Source organism: Microbacterium sp. LMC-P-041, from assembly GCF_030209555.1.
In the GTDB taxonomy this organism is placed as follows: domain Bacteria; phylum Actinomycetota; class Actinomycetes; order Actinomycetales; family Microbacteriaceae; genus Microbacterium.
In genome coordinates this window covers 575029-594231 of the sequence record NZ_JARVRV010000001.1, presented here as the reverse complement: position 1 = coordinate 594231, position 19203 = coordinate 575029, and the positions used below count along the sequence as shown (strand labels likewise).

15 protein-coding genes and 2 riboswitches are annotated in these 19203 nt (G+C 67.2%); of the genes, 12 read left to right on the top strand and 3 right to left on the bottom strand.

The annotated features are described in order from the left end of the window. Positions 1-34: 34 nt before the first annotated feature. A riboswitch (glycine riboswitch) is annotated at positions 35-129 on the top strand. 1 nt (position 130) lies between these two features. After that, a riboswitch (glycine riboswitch) is annotated at positions 131-233 on the top strand. Positions 234-284: 51 nt separating this feature from the next. The 8 genes from QRN21_RS02850 (at position 285) to QRN21_RS02815 (ending at position 10797) form a co-directional block, all read left to right on the top strand. Next, positions 285-1469 carry a glycine cleavage system aminomethyltransferase GcvT gene (locus QRN21_RS02850; protein WP_285363079.1) on the top strand — a complete coding sequence of 395 codons (1185 nt, stop codon included), beginning with the start codon at positions 285-287 and terminating at the stop codon, positions 1467-1469. Next, positions 1466-1843: a glycine cleavage system protein GcvH gene (gene gcvH, locus QRN21_RS02845; RefSeq protein WP_056278046.1), complete on the top strand. Its 378-nt coding sequence runs from the start codon at positions 1466-1468 to the stop codon at positions 1841-1843. Before QRN21_RS02850 ends, gcvH begins: the two co-directional genes overlap by 4 nt. A 61-nt stretch (positions 1844-1904) precedes the next feature. Next, complete coding sequence (gene gcvP / locus QRN21_RS02840; RefSeq protein WP_056279008.1) at positions 1905-4736, top strand: aminomethyl-transferring glycine dehydrogenase; 2832 nt, start codon at positions 1905-1907, stop codon at positions 4734-4736. 225 nt (positions 4737-4961) lie between these two features. After that, a complete protein-coding gene (locus QRN21_RS02835; RefSeq protein WP_150115049.1) occupies positions 4962-6599 on the top strand; it encodes a peptide ABC transporter substrate-binding protein in 1638 nt (545 codons plus the stop codon). 101 nt (positions 6600-6700) lie between these two features. Further along, positions 6701-7627, top strand: a complete 927-nt coding sequence (locus tag QRN21_RS02830) for an ABC transporter permease (RefSeq protein ID WP_053095564.1) — start codon at positions 6701-6703, stop codon at positions 7625-7627. Then, positions 7620-8564, top strand: a complete 945-nt coding sequence (locus QRN21_RS02825) for an ABC transporter permease (protein WP_053095565.1) — start codon at positions 7620-7622, stop codon at positions 8562-8564. Before QRN21_RS02830 ends, QRN21_RS02825 begins: the two co-directional genes overlap by 8 nt. Then, entirely contained in the window at positions 8561-10234 is a 1674-nt protein-coding gene (locus QRN21_RS02820) for a dipeptide ABC transporter ATP-binding protein (RefSeq protein WP_053095566.1), read from the top strand. Before QRN21_RS02825 ends, QRN21_RS02820 begins: the two co-directional genes overlap by 4 nt. Positions 10235-10236: 2 nt before the next feature. Beyond that, the gene (locus QRN21_RS02815; RefSeq protein ID WP_285363078.1) at positions 10237-10797 is read left to right on the top strand and encodes a PH domain-containing protein; all 561 of its coding nucleotides are present in this window, start codon (positions 10237-10239) and stop codon (positions 10795-10797) included. A 14-nt stretch (positions 10798-10811) separates the two neighbouring features. On the opposite strand, the gene QRN21_RS02810 is transcribed toward QRN21_RS02815, so the two are convergent. Both QRN21_RS02810 and QRN21_RS02805 read right to left on the bottom strand, forming a co-directional pair. After that, positions 10812-11594, bottom strand: a complete 783-nt coding sequence (locus QRN21_RS02810) for a CPBP family intramembrane glutamic endopeptidase (RefSeq protein ID WP_056278052.1) — start codon at positions 11592-11594, stop codon at positions 10812-10814. 34 nt (positions 11595-11628) lie between these two features. Then, positions 11629-12699, bottom strand: a complete 1071-nt coding sequence (locus QRN21_RS02805) for a variant leucine-rich repeat-containing protein (protein WP_157538134.1) — start codon at positions 12697-12699, stop codon at positions 11629-11631. 138 nt (positions 12700-12837) lie between these two features. Between QRN21_RS02805 and typA the strand changes: the two genes are divergently transcribed. The 4 genes from typA to QRN21_RS02785 all read left to right on the top strand — a co-directional run bounded on the left by typA (position 12838) and on the right by QRN21_RS02785 (position 18648). Continuing rightward, a complete protein-coding gene (gene typA, locus QRN21_RS02800) occupies positions 12838-14751 on the top strand; it encodes a translational GTPase TypA (protein WP_053095568.1) in 1914 nt (637 codons plus the stop codon). Positions 14752-14916: 165 nt separating this feature from the next. Next, positions 14917-15801 carry an aggregation-promoting factor C-terminal-like domain-containing protein gene (locus QRN21_RS02795; RefSeq protein ID WP_187249386.1) on the top strand — a complete coding sequence of 295 codons (885 nt, stop codon included), beginning with the start codon at positions 14917-14919 and terminating at the stop codon, positions 15799-15801. 173 nt (positions 15802-15974) lie between these two features. Further along, complete coding sequence (gene glsA / locus QRN21_RS02790; RefSeq protein ID WP_053095570.1) at positions 15975-16988, top strand: glutaminase A; 1014 nt, start codon at positions 15975-15977, stop codon at positions 16986-16988. A 28-nt stretch (positions 16989-17016) separates the two neighbouring features. Further along, the gene (locus QRN21_RS02785; RefSeq protein WP_285363077.1) at positions 17017-18648 is read left to right on the top strand and encodes an MFS transporter; all 1632 of its coding nucleotides are present in this window, start codon (positions 17017-17019) and stop codon (positions 18646-18648) included. Between the two features lie 3 nt (positions 18649-18651). Here the strand turns inward: QRN21_RS02785 and QRN21_RS02780 are convergent, their stop codons facing one another. Next, positions 18652-19200, bottom strand: coding sequence for a helix-turn-helix domain-containing protein (locus tag QRN21_RS02780; protein ID WP_187249387.1), 549 nt, complete (start codon positions 19198-19200; stop codon positions 18652-18654). Positions 19201-19203 lie beyond the last annotated feature (3 nt).

The following is a 19203-nucleotide window of genomic DNA, read 5'->3' as shown; positions in this document are numbered from 1 at the left end:
CGCTAGACTGAGGCCACAAGTGAAGACAGGCCGAATGACCCACGCGGGAGAGCCCCGGCGAATGCAGCCGGGCACCGAAGGAGCAAGCCTCCCCGCCAATCTCTCAGGTACGCGTACCGCGCGGTTCCGGCCACTCTGAAAAGCGATCTCGAGCGACGCCGCGTCAGCTCGGATCCGCCGACGGTGAAAGCCCAGTCTCTGGGCGAAGCTCTCAGGCTCATGACAGAGGGGGAGTTCCCAGGAGCAGCGTCGCTGTTCCGCCCGATCCAGCCCGGGAGAACTCCATGTCCGACCCCCGCTACACCCCGCTGCGTGAGCGCCACGAGGCGCTCGGTGCATCGTTCACCGACTTCGGCGGTTGGCAGATGCCGGTGCGATACACGTCCGACCTCGCCGAGCACCACGCCGTGCGGCAGGCGGCCGGCATCTTCGACATCTCCCATATGGCGGAGTTCCTCGTCACCGGCGACTTCGCCGGGGAGTTCCTCGACTACTCGCTCGCGGGCCGGCTGTCGGCGATGGCGGTCGGCAAGGCGAAGTACTCCCTGATGCTCGCCGACGACGGCGGGATCATCGACGACGTGATCGTCTACCGGCTCGCAGACGACCGCTTCCTGGTGATCGCGAACGCGGGGAACCGCGGATTCGTCGACCAGGCGTTCGCATCGCGCGTCCGTTCGTTCCCATCGCGGATCGAACGCGAGATGCCCGCCAGGGCCGAGGGAGAGGACCGCAGCTTCGCGGGGTTCATCGGCGACAGGGGCGTGGACGTCGAAGACGTCTCCGACGACTATGCCCTGCTCGCGGTCCAGGGCCCCGCCTCCGAGGCGATCGTCTCGTCGACGCCGGGCATCACCGATCTCGGCACCCCATGGGCGGAGCAGAAGTACTACGCCTGGGCCGATGCGCTGTTCCAGGGTGCACCGCTGCTGCTCGCCCGCACGGGCTACACGGGTGAGGACGGATTCGAGCTTCTGGTGAGAGCCGCCGACGCACCCGCCCTGTGGGACGCCCTCGTCGAGGCGGGTGAGCCGCACGGGCTCGTCCCCGCGGGCCTCGCCGCGCGCGACACCCTCCGGCTCGAAGCGGGGATGCCTCTCTACGGTCACGAGCTCTCGCGCGAGACGAAGCCGTCTCAGGCCGGTCTCGGGCGAGTGGTGGTGTCCGACAAAGATGACTTCATCGGCAAGGGAGCGGTGGATGCCGCATCCGACGCTCCGGTGCTCGTCGGCCTGGTCGCCGAGGGCAAGCGTGCCGGACGCGCGGGCTACTCGGTGGTCGACGCGGACGGCATCGTGCTGGGCGAGGTCACCAGCGGTGCACTGAGCCCGACGCTCGGCCACCCGATCGCGATGGCCTACGTGGCACCTTCTTCCGCTGCCGCGGGAACCGCAGTATTCCTTGATGTGCGGGGGACCAGGATCCCCGCGACCGTGACCGCCCTGCCTTTCTACCGGAGGACCAAATGACCGATCTCAACGCACTCAGCTATACCGACGAGCACGAGTGGATCGCCGCTGGCGGTGACACCGTCACCATCGGGATCACCGACTACGCGGCCGACAAGCTGGGAGACGTCGTGTTCGTCGAACTCCCCGCCGTCGGCACCGAGATCACCGCAGGGTCGGTCGTCGGTGAGATCGAGTCGACCAAGTCGGTCGGCGAGCTCTACGCCCCGGTCACCGGCACGGTCGTCGAGATCAACGACGCCGTCGTCGACGACCCGTCGCTCGTGAACGCCGAGCCGTTCGACGGAGGCTGGCTCATCAAGGTCTCCGTCGCCGCCGGTGCGCTCGAGGGCCTGATGGACCGCGACGCGTACGTCGCTCTCACGGAGGGCTGATCGTCCAGTGGTCTCTTTCGCCGATCGTCATATCGGAACCACCGCCGCCGCCCAGCGCCAGATGCTCGACACCCTGGGCGTCGAGTCGAAGCTCGAGGACTGGAGCCCGGTCGAGGCGCTGATGCGTCAGGCCGTGCCCGCTTCGATCTTCACCCCCGCCTCCACGGAGTCCGTGATCCCGCGCGCAGCGAGCGAGACCGAGGCGCTCGCCGAGCTGCGCGCGCTCGCGTCCCGCAACACGGTGAACCGGCCGATGATCGGTCTCGGGTACTACGGCACGATCACCCCTCAGGTGATCCAGCGCAACGTGCTCGAGAATCCGTCGTGGTACACCGCGTACACGCCGTACCAGCCCGAGATCTCGCAGGGTCGCCTCGAAGCACTCATCAACTTCCAGACGATGGTCGCCGAACTGACCGGCCTGACCACAGCGAACGCGTCGATGCTCGACGAATCGACCGCTGTGGTCGAGGGGATGCTGCTGGCGCGCCGCGCGTCGAAGAAGGCGTCGAACGTCTTCGCCGTCGACGCCGACGCGTTCCCGCAGACGAAGGCACTGCTCGAGACCCGTGCCGAGGCCGTGGGCATCGAACTGGTGTCCGTCGACTTCGCGGCGGGTGAAGAGCTGCCCGCCGAGCTGTTCGGCGTCTTCGTGCAGTACCCGGGGGCCTCCGGGCGAGTCTGGAACCCGGCGGCCGTGATCGATGCGGCGCACCTCGCGGGCGGGCTCGCCGTCGTCGCGGCCGACCTCCTCGCGCTCACCCTCATCGCGTCGCCCGGCTCGCTCGGGGCCGATGTCGCGGTCGGGACGACGCAGCGCTTCGGCGTGCCGATCGGTTTCGGAGGCCCGCACGCGGGCTACATGGCTGTGCGCGCAGGGCTCGAACGTCAGCTGCCCGGCCGTCTCGTCGGCGTCTCTGTCGATGCCGACGGCAAGCCGGCGTATCGGCTGTCGCTGCAGACCCGCGAGCAGCACATCCGCCGCGAGAAGGCGACGAGCAACATCTGCACCGCTCAGGTGCTGCTCGCCGTGATGGCGTCGATGTACGCCGTCTACCACGGTCCCGATGGACTGAAGGCGATCGCCCGGGAGGTCGCGGCCAAGACCGCGATGCTGCGCGACTGGCTCGCCGATGCGGGTGCGGACGTCGTGCACGACTCGTTCTTCGACACCCTCCAGGTGCGGGTGCCGGGGCGCGCTGCCGAGTTCGTGGAGCAGGCCCATCACGGTTTCGGCATCCTGCTGCACGCCGCGGATGCCGACACGATCGGCATCTCGATCGACGAGACCACGACGGTCGCCGAGCTCCATCAGGTCGCTCAGGTCTTCGGCGGTGCCCGGGAGCGCGCATTCGGATTCTTCGGCTCCGGTTCGCAGGGCGGCCTCCCCGGCGATCTGCTCCGTCAGGACGAGTACCTCACACACCCCGTCTTCCACGCGCACCGCAGCGAGACGGCGATGATGCGCTATCTCAAGAGCCTCGCCGATCGTGACTATGCGCTCGACCGCGGCATGATCCCGCTCGGGTCCTGCACGATGAAGCTCAACGCGGCGACCGAGATGGCATCGATCACGTGGCCGGAGTTCGCGGGCATCCACCCGTTCGCGCCGGCATCCGATGTCGCGGGGTATCTCGACATGATCACGCAGCTCGAAGCGTGGCTCGCCGAGGTCACGGGGTACGACGCCGTCTCGCTGCAGCCGAACGCCGGGTCGCAGGGCGAGCTGGCCGGCCTCCTCGCCATCCGCGGATACCACCTCGCGAACGGCGACACGCAGCGCACGGTGTGCCTGATCCCGTCGTCCGCGCACGGCACCAACGCGGCCTCCGCGGTGCTCGCCGGAATGAAGGTCGTCGTCGTGGCGTGCGATGAGCTCGGGAACGTCGACCTCGACGACCTGCGGGCGAAGATCGCGGCGCACGCCGACGAGCTCTCGGCGCTGATGATCACCTACCCGTCGACGCATGGTGTGTACGAGCAGGACGTGGTCGAGATCACGACCGCGGTGCACGACGCCGGCGGCCAGGTGTACGTGGACGGTGCGAACCTCAACGCGCTGCTCGGCTACGCCCGGTTCGGCGATCTCGGCGGCGACGTCTCGCACCTCAACCTGCACAAGACGTTCGCGATCCCGCACGGCGGCGGCGGCCCCGGTGTGGGCCCCGTCGCAGCCAAGGCGCACCTCGCGGCCCACCTGCCGTCGCACCCGCTCGCGCAGCGGGCGGAGCATGCGGGCGGATTCGTCTTCGAAGGCGGCGCGGTGTCGGCGGCACCGTACGGATCTGCGGGCATTCTGCCGATCTCGTGGTCCTATGTGCGGATGATGGGCGCCGACGGCCTCCGTCACGCGACCGCGGCCGCGGTGCTGTCCGCGAACTACATCGCCGCGCGCCTGGGCGAGCACTTCCCCGTGCTGTACGCGGGGGAGGACGGCCGGGTGGCGCACGAGTGCATCCTCGACCTGCGTCCGCTTCGCGAGGAGACCGGGATCACCGTCGACGACGTCGCCAAGCGACTGATCGACTTCGGCTTCCACGCACCGACCATGTCGTTCCCGGTCGCGGGGACTCTGATGGTGGAACCCACCGAGTCCGAGGACCTCGGCGAGATCGAGCGGTTCATCGAGGCCATGATCATGATCAAGGCCGAAGCGGATGCCGTCGCCGCCGGGCGCTGGCCCGCGGACGACAACCCTCTCGTCAACGCTCCGCACACGGCAGTCTCGCTGATCGCGGGGGAGTGGGAGCACGCCTACAGCCGTGAAGACGCCGCCTATCCGGTGCACGCTCTGGTGGCAGGCAAGTACTGGCCGCCCGTGCGCCGCATCGACCAGGCGTACGGTGACCGCAACCTCGTGTGCGCCTGCCCGCCGATCGAGGCGTTCGCCTGAACCGAATCCTGAGGGGTGACGGCGTCGTGTCCATGCGGACACGACGCCGTCACTCGTTTCCGTGCATTTCCGCGTGTTTCGGGGATGTTTCAGTTGGTCACCACTCAGTAACGGTTCATTAGCCGAGAGCAGCGTCCGCGAAACCGCGGGTTACAGTCAACTATCCCTACGCGTTCGACGATGAGCGCGCAGTCTGATGAATACCCGTCCACAGGAGGACACAAAGTGAAGCGCAACAAGATCGCCCTTGCGGGCACTGCGCTGTTCGCGATCGGCGCCCTGGCGCTCGCGGGCTGCGCGAGCGGTGGAAGCGGCAATGAAGGCGACGGCGGCTCCGGTGCGAACACCGACGCCGACGCCATCATCACCACGAACGGCTCGGAGCCCGAGAACCCGCTGATCCCCACCAACACCAACGAGGTGGGCGGCGGAAAGATCCTCGACGAGATCTTCGCCGGTCTGATCTACTACGACGCCGACGGCAAGCCCGTCAACGACGTGGCTGAGGAGATCACCACGGAGGACCCGCAGAACCTCACCGTCAAGATCAAGGAAGGCCTGACCTTCACCGACGGTGAAGAAGTCACCGCCGACAACTTCATCAAGGCGTGGAACGAGGGCGCCAAGGCGTCGAACGCTCACCTCTCCAGCTACTTCTTCGAGGACATCGAGGGCTTCAGCTACGACACCGACTCCGAGCTCACGGGTCTCAAGCAGGTCGATGACTACACCTTCACGATCGCGCTGAACAAGCCGGCATCCGACTTCGCTCTGCGTCTCGGCTACTCGGCCTTCTACCCGCTCCCCGACGTCGCGTTCGAGGACATGGAAGCGTTCGGTCAGAACCCGATCGGCAACGGTCCGTACATGATCGACGGCGAAGACGCGTGGCAGCACGACGTCCAGATCGACCTCGTCCGCAACGACGACTACGACGGTGGCCGTCAGGCCGCCAACGGCGGTCTGACCATCAAGTTCTACGCCACGCAGGAGGCCGCATACGCCGACCTGCTGTCGAACGAGGTCGACGTCATCGACGCGATCCCGACGAACTCGCTCCCGGTCTTCACCGACGAGCTCGGCGACCGTGCTGTGAACCAGCCCTCCGCTGTGTTCCAGTCCTTCACCATCGGCCAGTTCCTCCCGCACTTCAGCGGCGAAGAGGGCCAGCTGCGTCGTCAGGCGCTGTCGATGGCGATCAACCGCGAGGAGATCACCGAGACGATCTTCTCGGGCACCCGCACCCCGGCATCCGACTTCACCTCTCCGGTCATCGACGGCTGGTCCGACTCGGTTCCCGGCAGCGAGGTCCTCGACTTCGACCCCGAGAAGGCGAAGGAGCTGTGGGCTGAGGCCGACGCCATCGCACCGTGGGACGGCGAGTTCAAGATCGCGTACAACTCCGACGGCGGCCACGACGCCTGGGTCGACGCGGTGAGCAACAGCATCAAGAACACGCTCGGCATCGAGGCATCGGGTGACCCGTACCCGACTTTCCAGGACCTTCGCACGAAGATCAACGACCGCACCATCACCACGGCTGCGCGCTCGGGCTGGCAGGCCGACTACCCGGGTCTGTACAACTTCCTCGGACCGCTCTACGCCACCGGCGCAGGCTCCAACGACGGTGACTACACGAACCCCGAGTTCGACGAGCTCATCTCCGCCGGCATCAGCAACCCCGACGCCGAGGCTCAGATCGAGGACTTCACCAAGGCGCAGGAGGTCCTGTTCCAGGACCTTCCCGCGATCCCGCTGTGGTACTCGAACGTGACCGGTGGCTTCAGCGAGAACGTCGACAACGTCACGTTCGGCTGGAACTCCGTTCCGCTGTACTACGAGATCACGAAGGCCGGCGAGTAAGTCTGACGGCACTTCACCTGTGAGGCGGTGGCGATTCTTCGTCACCGCCTCACAGGCTTGTGTTCACGTAGCTTTCTTTCCCCTCAAGAAGGGACAAGCGGATGCTCGGTTACATTCTGAGACGTCTCCTGCAGGTGATCCCGGTCTTCTTCGGAGCCACCCTGCTCATTTACTTCCTCGTGTTCGCCATGCCCGGCGACCCGATCCTCGCCCTGTTCGGCGACAAGACGCCCAACCCGGCGGTCGTCGAGCAGCTGCGCGCGCAGTACCACCTGGACCAGCCGTTCATCGTGCAGTACTGGTACTACATCACCGGCGTCTTCCAGGGCGACCTGGGTACGACCTACTCGGGCCGCCCGGTCTCGGCTGTGCTCGCCGCCACGCTTCCTGTCACCGGCCGACTCGCAGTCATGGCCATCGCCATCGAGTTCGTGCTCGCCATCGTCATCGGCACCATCTCGGCGCTGCGCAAGGGCAAGCTGTTCGACAACGTCTCGCTCGTCGTGGCGCTGGTCGCGATCGCGATCCCGATCTTCGTGGTGGCGTTCCTCGCGCAGTACTTCCTCGCGATCCAGCTCGGCTGGTTCAAACCCACGGTGGGTGCGGACAACGACTGGGGCGGGTTGTGGCTGCCGGCGATCGTGCTCGGTTTCAGCCTCTATGCGGTGAGCATGCGTCTCATGCGCAGCTCGGTCATCGAGACCCTGAACCAGGACTGGGTGCGCACGGCGTACAGCAAGGGGCTCTCGCGCAACCGCGTGCTGCCCGTGCACGTGCTGCGCAACTCCCTGATCCCGGTGATCACGAACTCCGCCACGAACTTCGGCGTGCTGCTCGTGGGCGCCACCGTCACCGAGGGCATCTTCAACGTCCCCGGTGTGGGAAACACGCTCTTCCAGGCGATCCAGCGCGGCGAGGGACCCACGGTCGTCTCGTTCGTGACCGTGTTCGTCATCCTGTACGTGTTGGTGAACCTTCTCATCGACCTGCTCTACGGTCTGCTCGACCCGAGGATTCGCTATGCCTGATCCCACATCTCAGAAGCACTACGTCGCTCCGATCGAGACGGAGTCGATCGCGGTCGACGCCGTTCGGATCTCGGACAAGCCCAGCAACCTCTGGCGTGACGCCTGGTTCGACCTGCGTCGTCGTCCGCTGTTCTGGTTCTCGGTCGTCCTCGCGCTGTTCTTCCTCGTGATGGCGCTGTGGCCGACTCTGTTCACCGCGACGCCGCCGAACAACGACTGCCAGCTGTCGAACAGCAACGGCGGTCCGACGGACGGACACCCGCTCGGGTTCACGTTCCAGGGCTGCGACATCTATGCGCGCATCGTCTGGGGTGCTCAGACGTCGCTGGCCGTCGGCCTCATCGCGACGCTGATCTCGTCCGTTCTCGGCCTGATCATGGGAGCTCTCGCGGGCTTCTACGGCGGATGGCTCGACTCGGTGCTCTCGCGCATCGGCGACATCTTCTTCGCCATCCCGTACATCCTCGCGGCCGTCGTCGTGATGACCGTGTTCCGGGATTCCCGTTCGGTGTGGACGCTCGCGTTCGCCATCGGAGCGTTCGCCTGGGCGTCCACGGCTCGCGTCGTGCGGGCCGAGGTGCTCCGTGTGCGTCAGGCGGACTTCGTGATGGCGTCGCAGGCGCTCGGTCAGTCGAAGTTCAAGATCCTCCTGAACCACGTGGTCCCGAACGCCATCGCTCCGCTGCTCGTCGTCTCGACGCTCGGCCTCGCCGCCGCGATCGTCGCGGAAGCGACGCTCTCGTTCCTCGGGGTGGGTCTCGGCAGCGACGTGATGTCGTGGGGAAATGACATCGCGAAGGCTCAGGCATCGCTGCGTGTCGCGCCGATGGCGCTCATCTATCCGTCGATCGCCCTCACCCTCGCGGTGCTGGCGTTCGTCACCCTGGGCGAGCTCATCCGAGACGCCCTCGACCCGAAGGCGAGGGCACGCCGATGAGCGAGCGAATCACCGAACAGGTCCCGCTGCTGAGCATCCGCGACCTGAGCGTCGCGTTCCGCACGCAGGAGGGTCTGCGCGAAGTGCTCCACGGAGTGAGCTTCGACGTCATGCCCGGAGAGACCGTCGCGATCGTGGGCGAGTCGGGCTCGGGCAAGTCCACGACGGCCACGGCCATCGTGAACCTGCTGCCCGGCACCGGCCAGGTCACCGCGGGATCGATCACCCTCGAGGGACGCGAGCTCACGACGCTCAACCGTCGCGAGATCGAGGCCGTCCGAGGCCGGGACATCGGCTTCGTGCCGCAGGACCCGATGTCGAACCTCAACCCCGTCTGGAGCATCGGCTTCCAGGTGAAGGAGGCGATCCGTGCGAACGGCATCGCCCAGGGGCGCGATGCGGCCAAGGCGCGCACCGTCGAGGTGCTGCAGCAGGCCGGACTCGCCGACGCCGAGAAGCGTCTGCACCAGTTCCCGCACCAGTTCTCGGGAGGCATGCGCCAGCGCGCGCTGATCGGGATGGGCCTCGCGGCCGACCCCAAGCTGCTCATCGCCGACGAGCCGACCTCGGCTCTCGACGTCACCGTGCAGCGCGTGATCCTCGACCACATGGCGTCGCTCACCCGTGACAAGGGCACCTCTGTACTCCTGATCACACACGATCTCGGTCTCGCAGCCGAGCGGGCGGACAAGATCATCGTGATGAACGGCGGCAACATCGTCGAGTCCGGTCCCAGCCGCGAGATCCTCGAGAACCCGCAGCACCCGTACACGAAGCGACTGGTCGCCGCGGCGCCCAGCGTCGCATCGCAGCGCATCCAGGCGGTGGTGGAGGACCGGGGGATCGAGACGCTCGACGACCTCGCCGACATCCCGCCGACGGTGCGCGTCGCCGGACTCACGAAGGATTACCGGATCCGCCAGGGGAACTTCCGCAGTGAAGCGTTCCGCGCTGTCGACGACGTGTCCTTCGAGATCCCTCGCGGCAAGACGCTCGCGCTCGTGGGCGAGTCGGGCTCTGGCAAGTCCACGGTCGCCAAGATGGTGCTGAAGCTCGAAGAGCCGACCAGCGGAACCATCGAGATCGACGGGCAGGATGTGTCGAGGCTGTCGAATGCGCAGGCGTTCGGTCTGCGTCGGCGCATGCAGCCGGTCTTCCAGGACCCGTACGGCTCGCTCGATCCACTGCGCAACATCGGCAACACCATCGCCGAGCCGATGCAGATCCACGGCGTCGGCGATCGCGCCTCGCAGCGCGAGCGGGTCGAGGAGCTGCTCGACCAGGTCTCGCTTCCGCGCGTCCTCGCGACCCGGTATCCGAACGAGCTCTCGGGCGGTCAGCGTCAGCGTGTCGCGATCGCACGCGCTCTCGCGCTCAAGCCCGACATCATCGTCCTCGACGAGGCGGTGTCGGCGCTCGACGTGCTGGTGCAGGATCAGGTGCTGCAGCTGCTGGCCGAGCTCCAGTCGGAGCTCGGGCTCACCTACCTGTTCATCACTCACGACCTCGCGGTCGTCCGAGTGTCGAGCGATCTGGTGTGCGTCATGGAGAAGGGCAAGATCGTCGAGCAGGGCACTGTCGACGAGATCTTCGCGAATCCCCAGCAGGAGTACACCGATCGTCTGCTCAAGGCGATCCCCGGGGCGACCATCACCCTCGGCGGTCACTGAGAGTGAGCATCGACCCTCGACCGGAGGCCGCACGGACTTTCCGTGCGGCCTCCGGGCCTGTCTCCCTCGTGCTGTGCTCGCTGCTCGCGATCTTCCTGCTCGGTGACGCCGTCGTACGCGCCGGCTGGGGCCAGATGCTCCTGCTCGCACCCTGGGTGCTGCTCGGACTCTGGGTGGTCTACGAGATCGCTTTCGTCTCGGTCGTCCGCATCGACGACCAGGGAGCGATGGTGCAGAACATGCTGCGTCGCACCTCGTTCGGCTGGAGCCGCGTGCGCGACGTCGACCTGCGCTGGCAGCTCGTCTTCTCGCTCGACGACGGCACCGACCTGTCGAGCTACGGAGGGCCGGCTCGAGCGCGGCCCGTGCGACGCGTGACCGGCGACGACGAGGCCAAGGCCCCCGTCGCGCTCCGCGACCTCACCGACGTCCGTGACCGCTGGCAGGCTGCTCTCTCCGGTGCGGACGCGCCGATCCGCCGCACGTGGGACTATCGGGCGCTCATCGCCCTCGGTGTCATCGTGCTCTGGGCCGTGGCGTCGATCCTGATCGCGAACGGCTGACCCCGCCTCGGCTCTCAGCCGGGCAACCCGAACAGCGCCGGCCAGGTCGCCGCAGCCCACGGGTAGCCGACGAACACGGTCGCGTCGATCAGGAAGTGCGCGACGAGGAACGGCATGAGCCGTCCGCTGCGCTGGAACAGCCATCCGAAGAGCAGCCCCATCGCGAAGTTGCCGATGAAGGCGCCGGGCCCCTGGTAGAGGTGGTAGCTCGCGCGCAGCAGTGACGTCGTCAGGATGATGGTCCACGGGCCCCACCCGAGCTGCTTCAGACGGGCGAACAGATATCCCAGCACCACGAACTCCTCCTGGAGCGATGCACGGGCTGCCGCGAGAAGGAGGATCGGCACGGTCCACCAGTGGGCGCCCTGGCCCGAGGGGTCGACCGCGACGAAGATCCCCATGGCTCTTCCGGCCAGGTAGAGCCCGATCCCCGGGATGCCGATCGCCGCGACGAGCAGTGCGCCCCGCCCGATGTCGGCACCCACGCGGGTCCCGTCGAGGCCGAGCCTGCCGAGGTGCGGCCTCGACGACTGCCAGAGCAGGAAGCAGACGAGCAGCACCGGGACGATCGAGAATCCGATCGAGAGGACCTGATAGATCAGGTCGAAGATCTCCCGATCGCTGCGGGACGGATTGAGCGCGGCCGTCTGATCGGCGAGAGGCGTCTCGTCGGTGAGTCGGTAGGCCAGCTGCACGATCGCGTACACCGCGGACTGCCCGAGCCCGAGAGCCAGCACGATCGCGATCTCCCACCACAGGCGTGCTCTCGGGGATGGGGCGTTCGAGGGGAGGCTCATGGCATCACCGATCGTACTCGCGCGGCTGGCACTGCTATGGCATGGGCGCGTGCACTTCGACAGCCCACGTGCGCATGAGCTGTCGCTCTTCGGCTGTGCAGATGTAGTCGTAGCCGTAGTCTCGACCGTCGAAGGTCAGGGTCCACAGATCCAGATAGGTCAGTGCGTAGCAGTCGGCGAACACCTCGCTGTTCCCCTGAAAGTGCCCCTGCTCGACGAGGACGCCAGATGACCCCAGCTCGGCCCCGTTCGCATCGCTGTCGGCTCGCATGTAGAGGTGCGAGAGCTCGTGCAGAACGACCAGACGGATGGCGGTGTCGCCGCCGAGCTGGTCTTCAGGCAGAAGGTGAACCGTCAGCGTTTCCTCGGAGATGCAGCCGATCGTCACACTTCCGTCATCCGGTTCTCCGGGGGTCCCGCACTCGGTGTCCGCGTTCCATGCGATGTCGATGAATCCCTGGCCGGCTTCGTCGACGATCGCCTCGCTGACCGAACCGGAGACGTTCGCTCGTCGCGCGGCGGCGTCGGCGATCCGCTGCTCGAGGCTCTGCCGGATGGCCTTGGCTTCGCTCGCATGGTCAGCGACCGACGCGTCGGTGACAGGGGGCTGCGAGATCGACGCCTCCAGGCGTCGGAACGTCATGAGGTCCGCGACCAGGGGAGCCACCGGGTTCGCCTCGATCTGTGCATAGAGCTCATAGAACCTGCTCCGCTCCGCATCGAACGCCGCCAGCGACTCGGAGCGGGAGCCGGTTCCCTGTGCTGCCGGCTGCTCCGGCGACGAAGAGGACGCAAACAGCCCTGCGACGACGAGCACCACGACGAGGGCGAAGCCCAGCAGAGCGATTCCACCGCAACCGAGGAGCGCGCACAGCCCGCCCCTTCCTCGCCGCGGAACAGGGGCTGGAGCTGGAGCAGCCATCGCCGCTCGGATCGCGGGATTGACTGCGAGTATCCACTCGCGCAGCTGCGGGTAGCAGGCGGGGTGATGCAGTAGGAGCGAATGCAGATCTCCCCGGCGTGCGGCTATCTCTGCGAGCAGAGCGGGTGGCGTCGCAGGATTCTGCACGGCGGCCAGGTCGGTGTCGTGCATGTGGCCGCTCATGCGGCCACGGTATCGCACAGCCCTCGCATCGGCGCGACGGTCGAGGTCGTACTTCGCCGTTCAGGAACGACTCGCCCGAATACGATAGTCTGGAACGTCGGCTTCTCGGCAAAACCCCACACTCTTTAGGACATCTGCATGGCGCACGCCCTTCGCTCTGACCTCCGCAACGTCGCAATCGTCGCGCACGTCGACCACGGCAAGACCACTCTCGTCGACGCCATGCTGCGTCAGACCGGCTCGTTCGGCGAACACGCCCACGTCGATGAGCGCGCGATGGACTCGAACGACCTCGAGCGCGAGAAGGGCATCACGATCCTCGCCAAGAACACGGCGATCACCTACAAGGGCAAGCATGCTCAGGGCAAGGAGATCACGATCAACGTGATCGACACCCCCGGCCACGCCGACTTCGGTGGTGAGGTCGAGCGCGGCCTGTCGATGGTCGACGGCGTCGTGCTGCTCGTCGACGCCAGCGAGGGCCCGCTCCCGCAGACCCGTTTCGTGCTGCGCAAGGCTCTCGAGGCCAAGCTGCCCGTCATCCTCCTGGTCAACAAGACCGACCGTCCCGACGCTCGTATCGCCGAGGTCGAGGAAGAGGCCCACGACCTGCTGCTCGGCCTCGCGTCCGACCTCGTCGACGACGTGCCCGACCTCGATGTCGACGCCCTGCTCGACGTTCCCGTCGTCTACGCGTCCGGCCGTGCCGGCGCGGCCTCGCAGAACCGCCCCGCCGACGGATCGCTGCCCGACAACGACGACCTCGAGCCGCTGTTCGAGGCGATCCTCGAGCACGTCCCCGCTCCCGCCTACGACGACGAGCACCCGCTGCAGGCCTGGGTCACCAACCTCGACTCCAGCCCCTTCCTCGGTCGTCTCGCTCTGCTGCGCGTCTTCAACGGCACGCTGAAGAAGGGCCAGACGGTCGCCTGGGTCCGCGCTGACGGCACGCACCAGAACGCACGCATCACCGAGCTGCTCAAGACGCGGGCGCTCGAGCGCTACCCGGCCGATTCGGCGGGCCCGGGCGACATCGTCGCCATCGCCGGCTTCGAGAACATCACGATCGGCGAGACGATCGCCGACCCCGAGGATGTCCGGCCGCTTCCCGCGATCACCGTCGACGACCCGGCCATCTCGATGACGATCGGCACCAACACCTCGCCGCTCATGGGCAAGGTCAAGGGTCACAAGCTCACCGCTCGCATGGTCAAGGACCGTCTCGACAAGGAGCTGATCGGCAACGTCTCGCTCAAGGTCGTCGACATCGGACGCCCGGACGCCTGGGAGGTGCAGGGCCGCGGAGAGCTGGCGCTGGCCATCCTCGTCGAGAACATGCGCCGTGAGGGCTTCGAGCTCACCGTCGGCAAGCCGCAGGTGGTCACGAAGAAGATCGACGGCAAGACGTACGAGCCGTTCGAGCACCTCACGATCGACACGCCGGAGGAGCACCTCGGCGCGATCACGCAGCTTCTGGCGAACCGCAAGGGCCGCATGGAGAACATGACGAACCACGGCACCGGCTGGGTGCGCATGGAGTTCATCGTCCCGTCGCGCGGTCTCATCGGGTTCCGCAGCGAGTTCCTCACGACGACCCGAGGCACCGGCATCGCGAACGCGATCTCGCACGGCTACGAGCCGTGGGCCGGTTCCATCACGACCCGTCAGAACGGCTCGATCGTGGCCGACCGTCAGGGCGTCGTGACTCCGTTCGCGATGATCGCCCTGCAGGAGCGCATGTCGTTCTTCGTGCAGCCCACGCAGGAGGTCTACGAGGGCATGGTCATCGGCGAGAACTCCCGCGCCGACGACATGGACGTCAACATCACGAAGGAGAAGAAGCTCACCAACATGCGTGCGGCGAGCTCCGACACCTTCGAGTCGATGACGCCCCCGCGCCAGCTGACGCTCGAGGAGAGCCTCGAGTTCGCCCGTGACGACGAATGCGTCGAGGTCACGCCCGAGGTCGTCCGCATCCGCAAGGTGAATCTCGACGCGAACACTCGTGCGCGTGAGACCGCTCGCCTGAAGCGCCAGGACGCGAACGTCTGAGAATCGTCTGAGAGAAGGGGCCCTGTACCGCCGGAAACGGCGGTACAGGGCCCCTTTCTCACGAAACGTCCAGGAGTGCCGTTGCAGAATCGTTACCTTGCGCCTGGGGCGATCTCCCGATGAGTGTCCTGTGACGGGCGTACGACGACCCGAAAGTCGAACCCAATGCTTCACACCACCCGTGCGCTTCGGCGCGCCCACGCGGCGGCGACAGCTCGTAACGCCATCACGGCGCGTCGCCCGAAACTGATTCTCGGAACGATCACCGGAGGCGTGCTCGGCCTCGCTCTGACGGTCGGCATCGTGTCCGCCCCCGCGGCCGGCGCCGAGCTGCCGGACGCCGTCGCAGGCGTCACCTCGTTCGTCACCGGCGAGCCGGACGCCCCGGCCAAGAGCGCGGATGACTCGGCGCTCACGATGGTCGCCGCTCAGGATGCCGTCGCGGCAGCTGAGGCGCTGAACGCAGAGGTCGCGGCATCGGGCCTCGATCTGGGCGCCGCACCCTCGAGCGTCGACACGGCTGACGTGACCACGTGGGTCGATCAGCTGGCGGACCGTGATGACTTCTCGAACAGAGAGCTCTCGAGCCTGACCGCGTACGCAGTCACCGGAACGGACGAGATCGTCGCGGAGACCGCTGCGCTGCAGGCGTCCTATGTCGCAGCCCAGGAGGCGAAGGCCGCTGCGGACGCGGCTGCGGCCCAGGCGGCGGCTGAAGCCGCGGCGCTCGCTCAGACGAACACCGTCGACGGCGCGAAGGCCGCGGCTCGCGACATCGCGTCGAGCGAGTACGGCTGGGGCGAGGACCAGTTCTCCTGCCTGAACTCGCTGTGGACCAAGGAGTCCGGCTGGAACTACAAGGCGTACAACGCCTCGGGTGGCGCGACGGGGATCCCGCAGGCTCTGCCCGGAAGCAAGATGGCGTCAGCCGGGTCCGACTGGCAGACCAACGCGGCCACTCAGATCCGCTGGGGCCTCGGGTACATCTCGTCGGTCTACGGCACCCCCTGCAGTGCGTGGGGCCACTCCCAGTCGGTGAACTGGTACTGAGCCGCAGCTCCGCACACCCTCCCTCCGAGACCCACCCCGCCTGCGTGCGGTGGTGGGTCTCGGTGTGTCCGGACATGTGTCGCAACAGGGCACTGCATGCCCTAGGCAGCGCGACGCATTGGCACTACGGTGAGCGATGACGGCTGGGGGGTCGTGGTCTCGAAGGAGAACGCATGGACGTCGCGGCGCTGGCTGGCATCCCGCAGCAGGTCTCGACGGGTGGGCTGCCCGGGTGGGAGAGGGTCGACCAGCTCGTGCGTGAGGCTCATCGTCTGTATGCGCAGGACCACGGCGGCGCGGTCGCCGACTACATCCCGGTGCTCGCCGAGGCCGACCCCGAGCTGTTCGGTCTCGCGGTCATCGAGGTCGACGGCGGCCTGCATGACGCCGGGGATGCGCAGCATCCGTTCTCGATCCAGTCGATCTCGAAGATGTTCGTCTACGCCCTGGCGATCCAGGAGCACGGCCATGAGCGGGTGCGCGACATCGTCGGCGTCAACAACACCGGCCTCGCCTTCAACTCCCTGATGGCGCTCGAGCTCAACGGCGGACACCCCATGAATCCGATGGTCAACGCCGGTGCGATCGCGACGACGGCACTGATGCCGGGGCAGACGGCTGTCGAGCAGTGGGAGCGCGTGCGCGAGGGGCTCTCTGCTTTCGCCGGCCGCGCGCTGAGCCTCGACGGCGTGGTGTACGCCTCGGAAGCCGCGACCAACGAGCGCAACCGGGCGATGGGCTGGCTGCTCCGCAGCTACGGACGGCTGGTCGGCGACCCCGACGAGGTCGTCGACGTCTACACGCGTCAGTGCGCTCTCAGCGTCACGGCCCACGACCTCGCGGTGATGGGGGCGACGCTCGCCGACGGCGGCGTGAATCCGATCACGGGCGAGCGGGTGGTCTCTGCGGACGTCTGCCGCGACACTCTCGCAGTGGTGGCATCCACGGGCCTCTACGAGGCCTCGGGTGAGTGGCTGTTCGAGATCGGGCTGCCCGCCAAGTCGGGTGTGGCAGGAGGGATCGTCGCCGTCGCGCCGGGCAAGGGTGCCGTCGCCGGATTCTCACCGCGCCTCGACGCGGCGGGAAACTCCGTGCGATCGCAGCTCGCCATCGGTCACCTCTCCCGCGCTCTCGGACTGAACCTGTTCGCCTCCGCGCCCGCGCCGACCGCTCGGTCGACGGACTGACCTCCTTTCCCGCTCAGAGGACCCTGCCATGACACTCACTTCTCCGGCATCCACGAAGACCTCCTGGATGCCGCTCGTCAGTCTCTTCCTCGCCCAGGTGCTCATGTCGTTCAACGTGGCAGCCCTGCCGATATCCCTCGGTGGCATGGTCAGTGAGTTCGGCGTGCCGCCGACGGTCGCCAGCACCACCATCGTGATGTACGGCCTCGCCGTGGCCGCCCTCGTGATGACCGGCGCGAAGCTCGGTCAGCGGGTCGGCTGGGTCCTCATCTTCCGGATCGTGATCGGCTTGTTCGCCGCGTCGTCGGTGCTGATGATCGTGTCCCCGAGCGTGGGCTGGGCCATCGCGGGGCAGGCGGTCGCCGGCGCCGCCGCAGCGATCATCGTCCCCTCGATCGTGGCGCTGATCGCCGAGAACTATCGGGGCGCGCAGCAGGCGACGGCGATCGGTGCGATCGGGTCCGCCCGAGCCATTTCGGGAGTCACCGCGTTCCTCATCGGCGGCACGCTCGGCACCCTGGTCGGATGGCGGCCGATGTTCTTCATCGTGTTCGGCATCGCCGTGGTCGTCTTCGCGTTCAGCTTCACGCTGCGAGGTGATGGGGGAGACGCGTCGATCCGCATCGACCTCGTGGCGTCGCTCCTCATCGGCGCGGCCATCGTGCTTCTGACCCTGGGTTTCAACAACCTCAACGGGTGGGGTGCCGTCGCTGCGACCGAGGCCGCACCCTTCAACATCCTCGGGCTCTCGCCTGCGCCCGCCTTCGTCGTCGTCGGGGTCGTGCTCGGTCAATGCTTCTTCGTCTGGACTCGCCGTCGGATGGCCGAGGGCAAGGTGCCGCTGATCGACCTCAGCATCCTCGACTCGTCGAAGGAGCGCGCTGCCGTGTACGCGATGTTCATCGTCGTGGCGCTCGAGGCGTGCGTGAACTTCACCATCCCCCTGTACATCCAGATCGTGCAGGGAAGGACGCCCTTCGACACGTCGCTCGCGATGATGCCTTTCAACCTGACCGTGTTCATCACCGCCACACTCGTCGTCCGGTTCTACACGCGCTACCCGCCGCGGGTCATCGGCGTCTTCGGCTTCATCCTCACCACGGTCGCGCTCGTCTGGCTGTCCTTCGTGGTGAACAACAACTGGGAGACGCTTCCGACGATCCTCGGGCTGGTCGTGTTCGGCATCGGTCAGGGTGCGCTCGTGACCCTCGTCTTCAACGTGCTCGTCACCGCGGCGCCGGCTGAGCTCGCGGGTGATGTCGGCTCGTTGCGCGGCACCACGCAGAATCTCGCCTCGGCGGTCGGGACCGCTCTGGCCGGCGCACTCCTCGTCTCGCTCCTCGGGGTGAGCATCGGCCGCGCGGTCGTCGAGCACCCCGAGCTGCCGCCGTCGCTCGTCGCGCAGGTCGACATGGACAACCTGAACTTCGTCAGCAACGACGACCTGCGCGCAGCACTCGAGCAGACGGATGCGACGCCCGAGCAGGTCGACGCGGCGGTGGCCGTCAACGAGGAGTCGCGTCTGGGGACGCTGCGACTCGGCCTGCTGCTGCTCGCGGGACTCAGTGCCGTGGCGATCCTGCCTGCATCCCGGCTGCCGAAGTACAAGCCGGACGAGATCCCGGACCCGTCACCGGTCTCGGGCTCCGCGCCGAAGTGATGCTCAGCGCAGCTCCGAGATGAGCACCGCACTGGTCGAGGCGACGGTCGCCTCGAACACGTGGGGCGCGTCTCCGGCGTACGAGAGATAGTCGCCCGGGTTCAGCAGCACGGGGGCGTCCGACGGACCGATCCGAGCCTGGCCGGAGATGAGGATCACGTGTTCGGTCGTTCCCACGTGATGCGGATCGGAGCGGCGTGGATCCCCCGGATCCGCGTGGATCAGGTACACATCCCGCCTCGCACCCGGCGGGCTCGCTGAGAGCAGGGTCGCGCTGTACGCGGCGACCGACGACGGGACGCCCGTGAGGTCATCGGCGCGGATGAGCGTCGGCGCGTTGCTCTGCTGATCGACGAGGACGGCGAACGGCACCCCGAGCGCGACGCCGAGCGCCCAGAGCGTCTCGACGCTGGGGTTGCCGGCACCGGACTCCAGTTGGGAGACGGTCGCCTTCGAGATTCCCGCTCGACGCGCCAACTCCGACACGGATAGTCCGGCTCTCTCCCTCTCTCTGCGCAGAGTGCGGGCGATGCGCGTTCGGAGTTCCTCCATGTG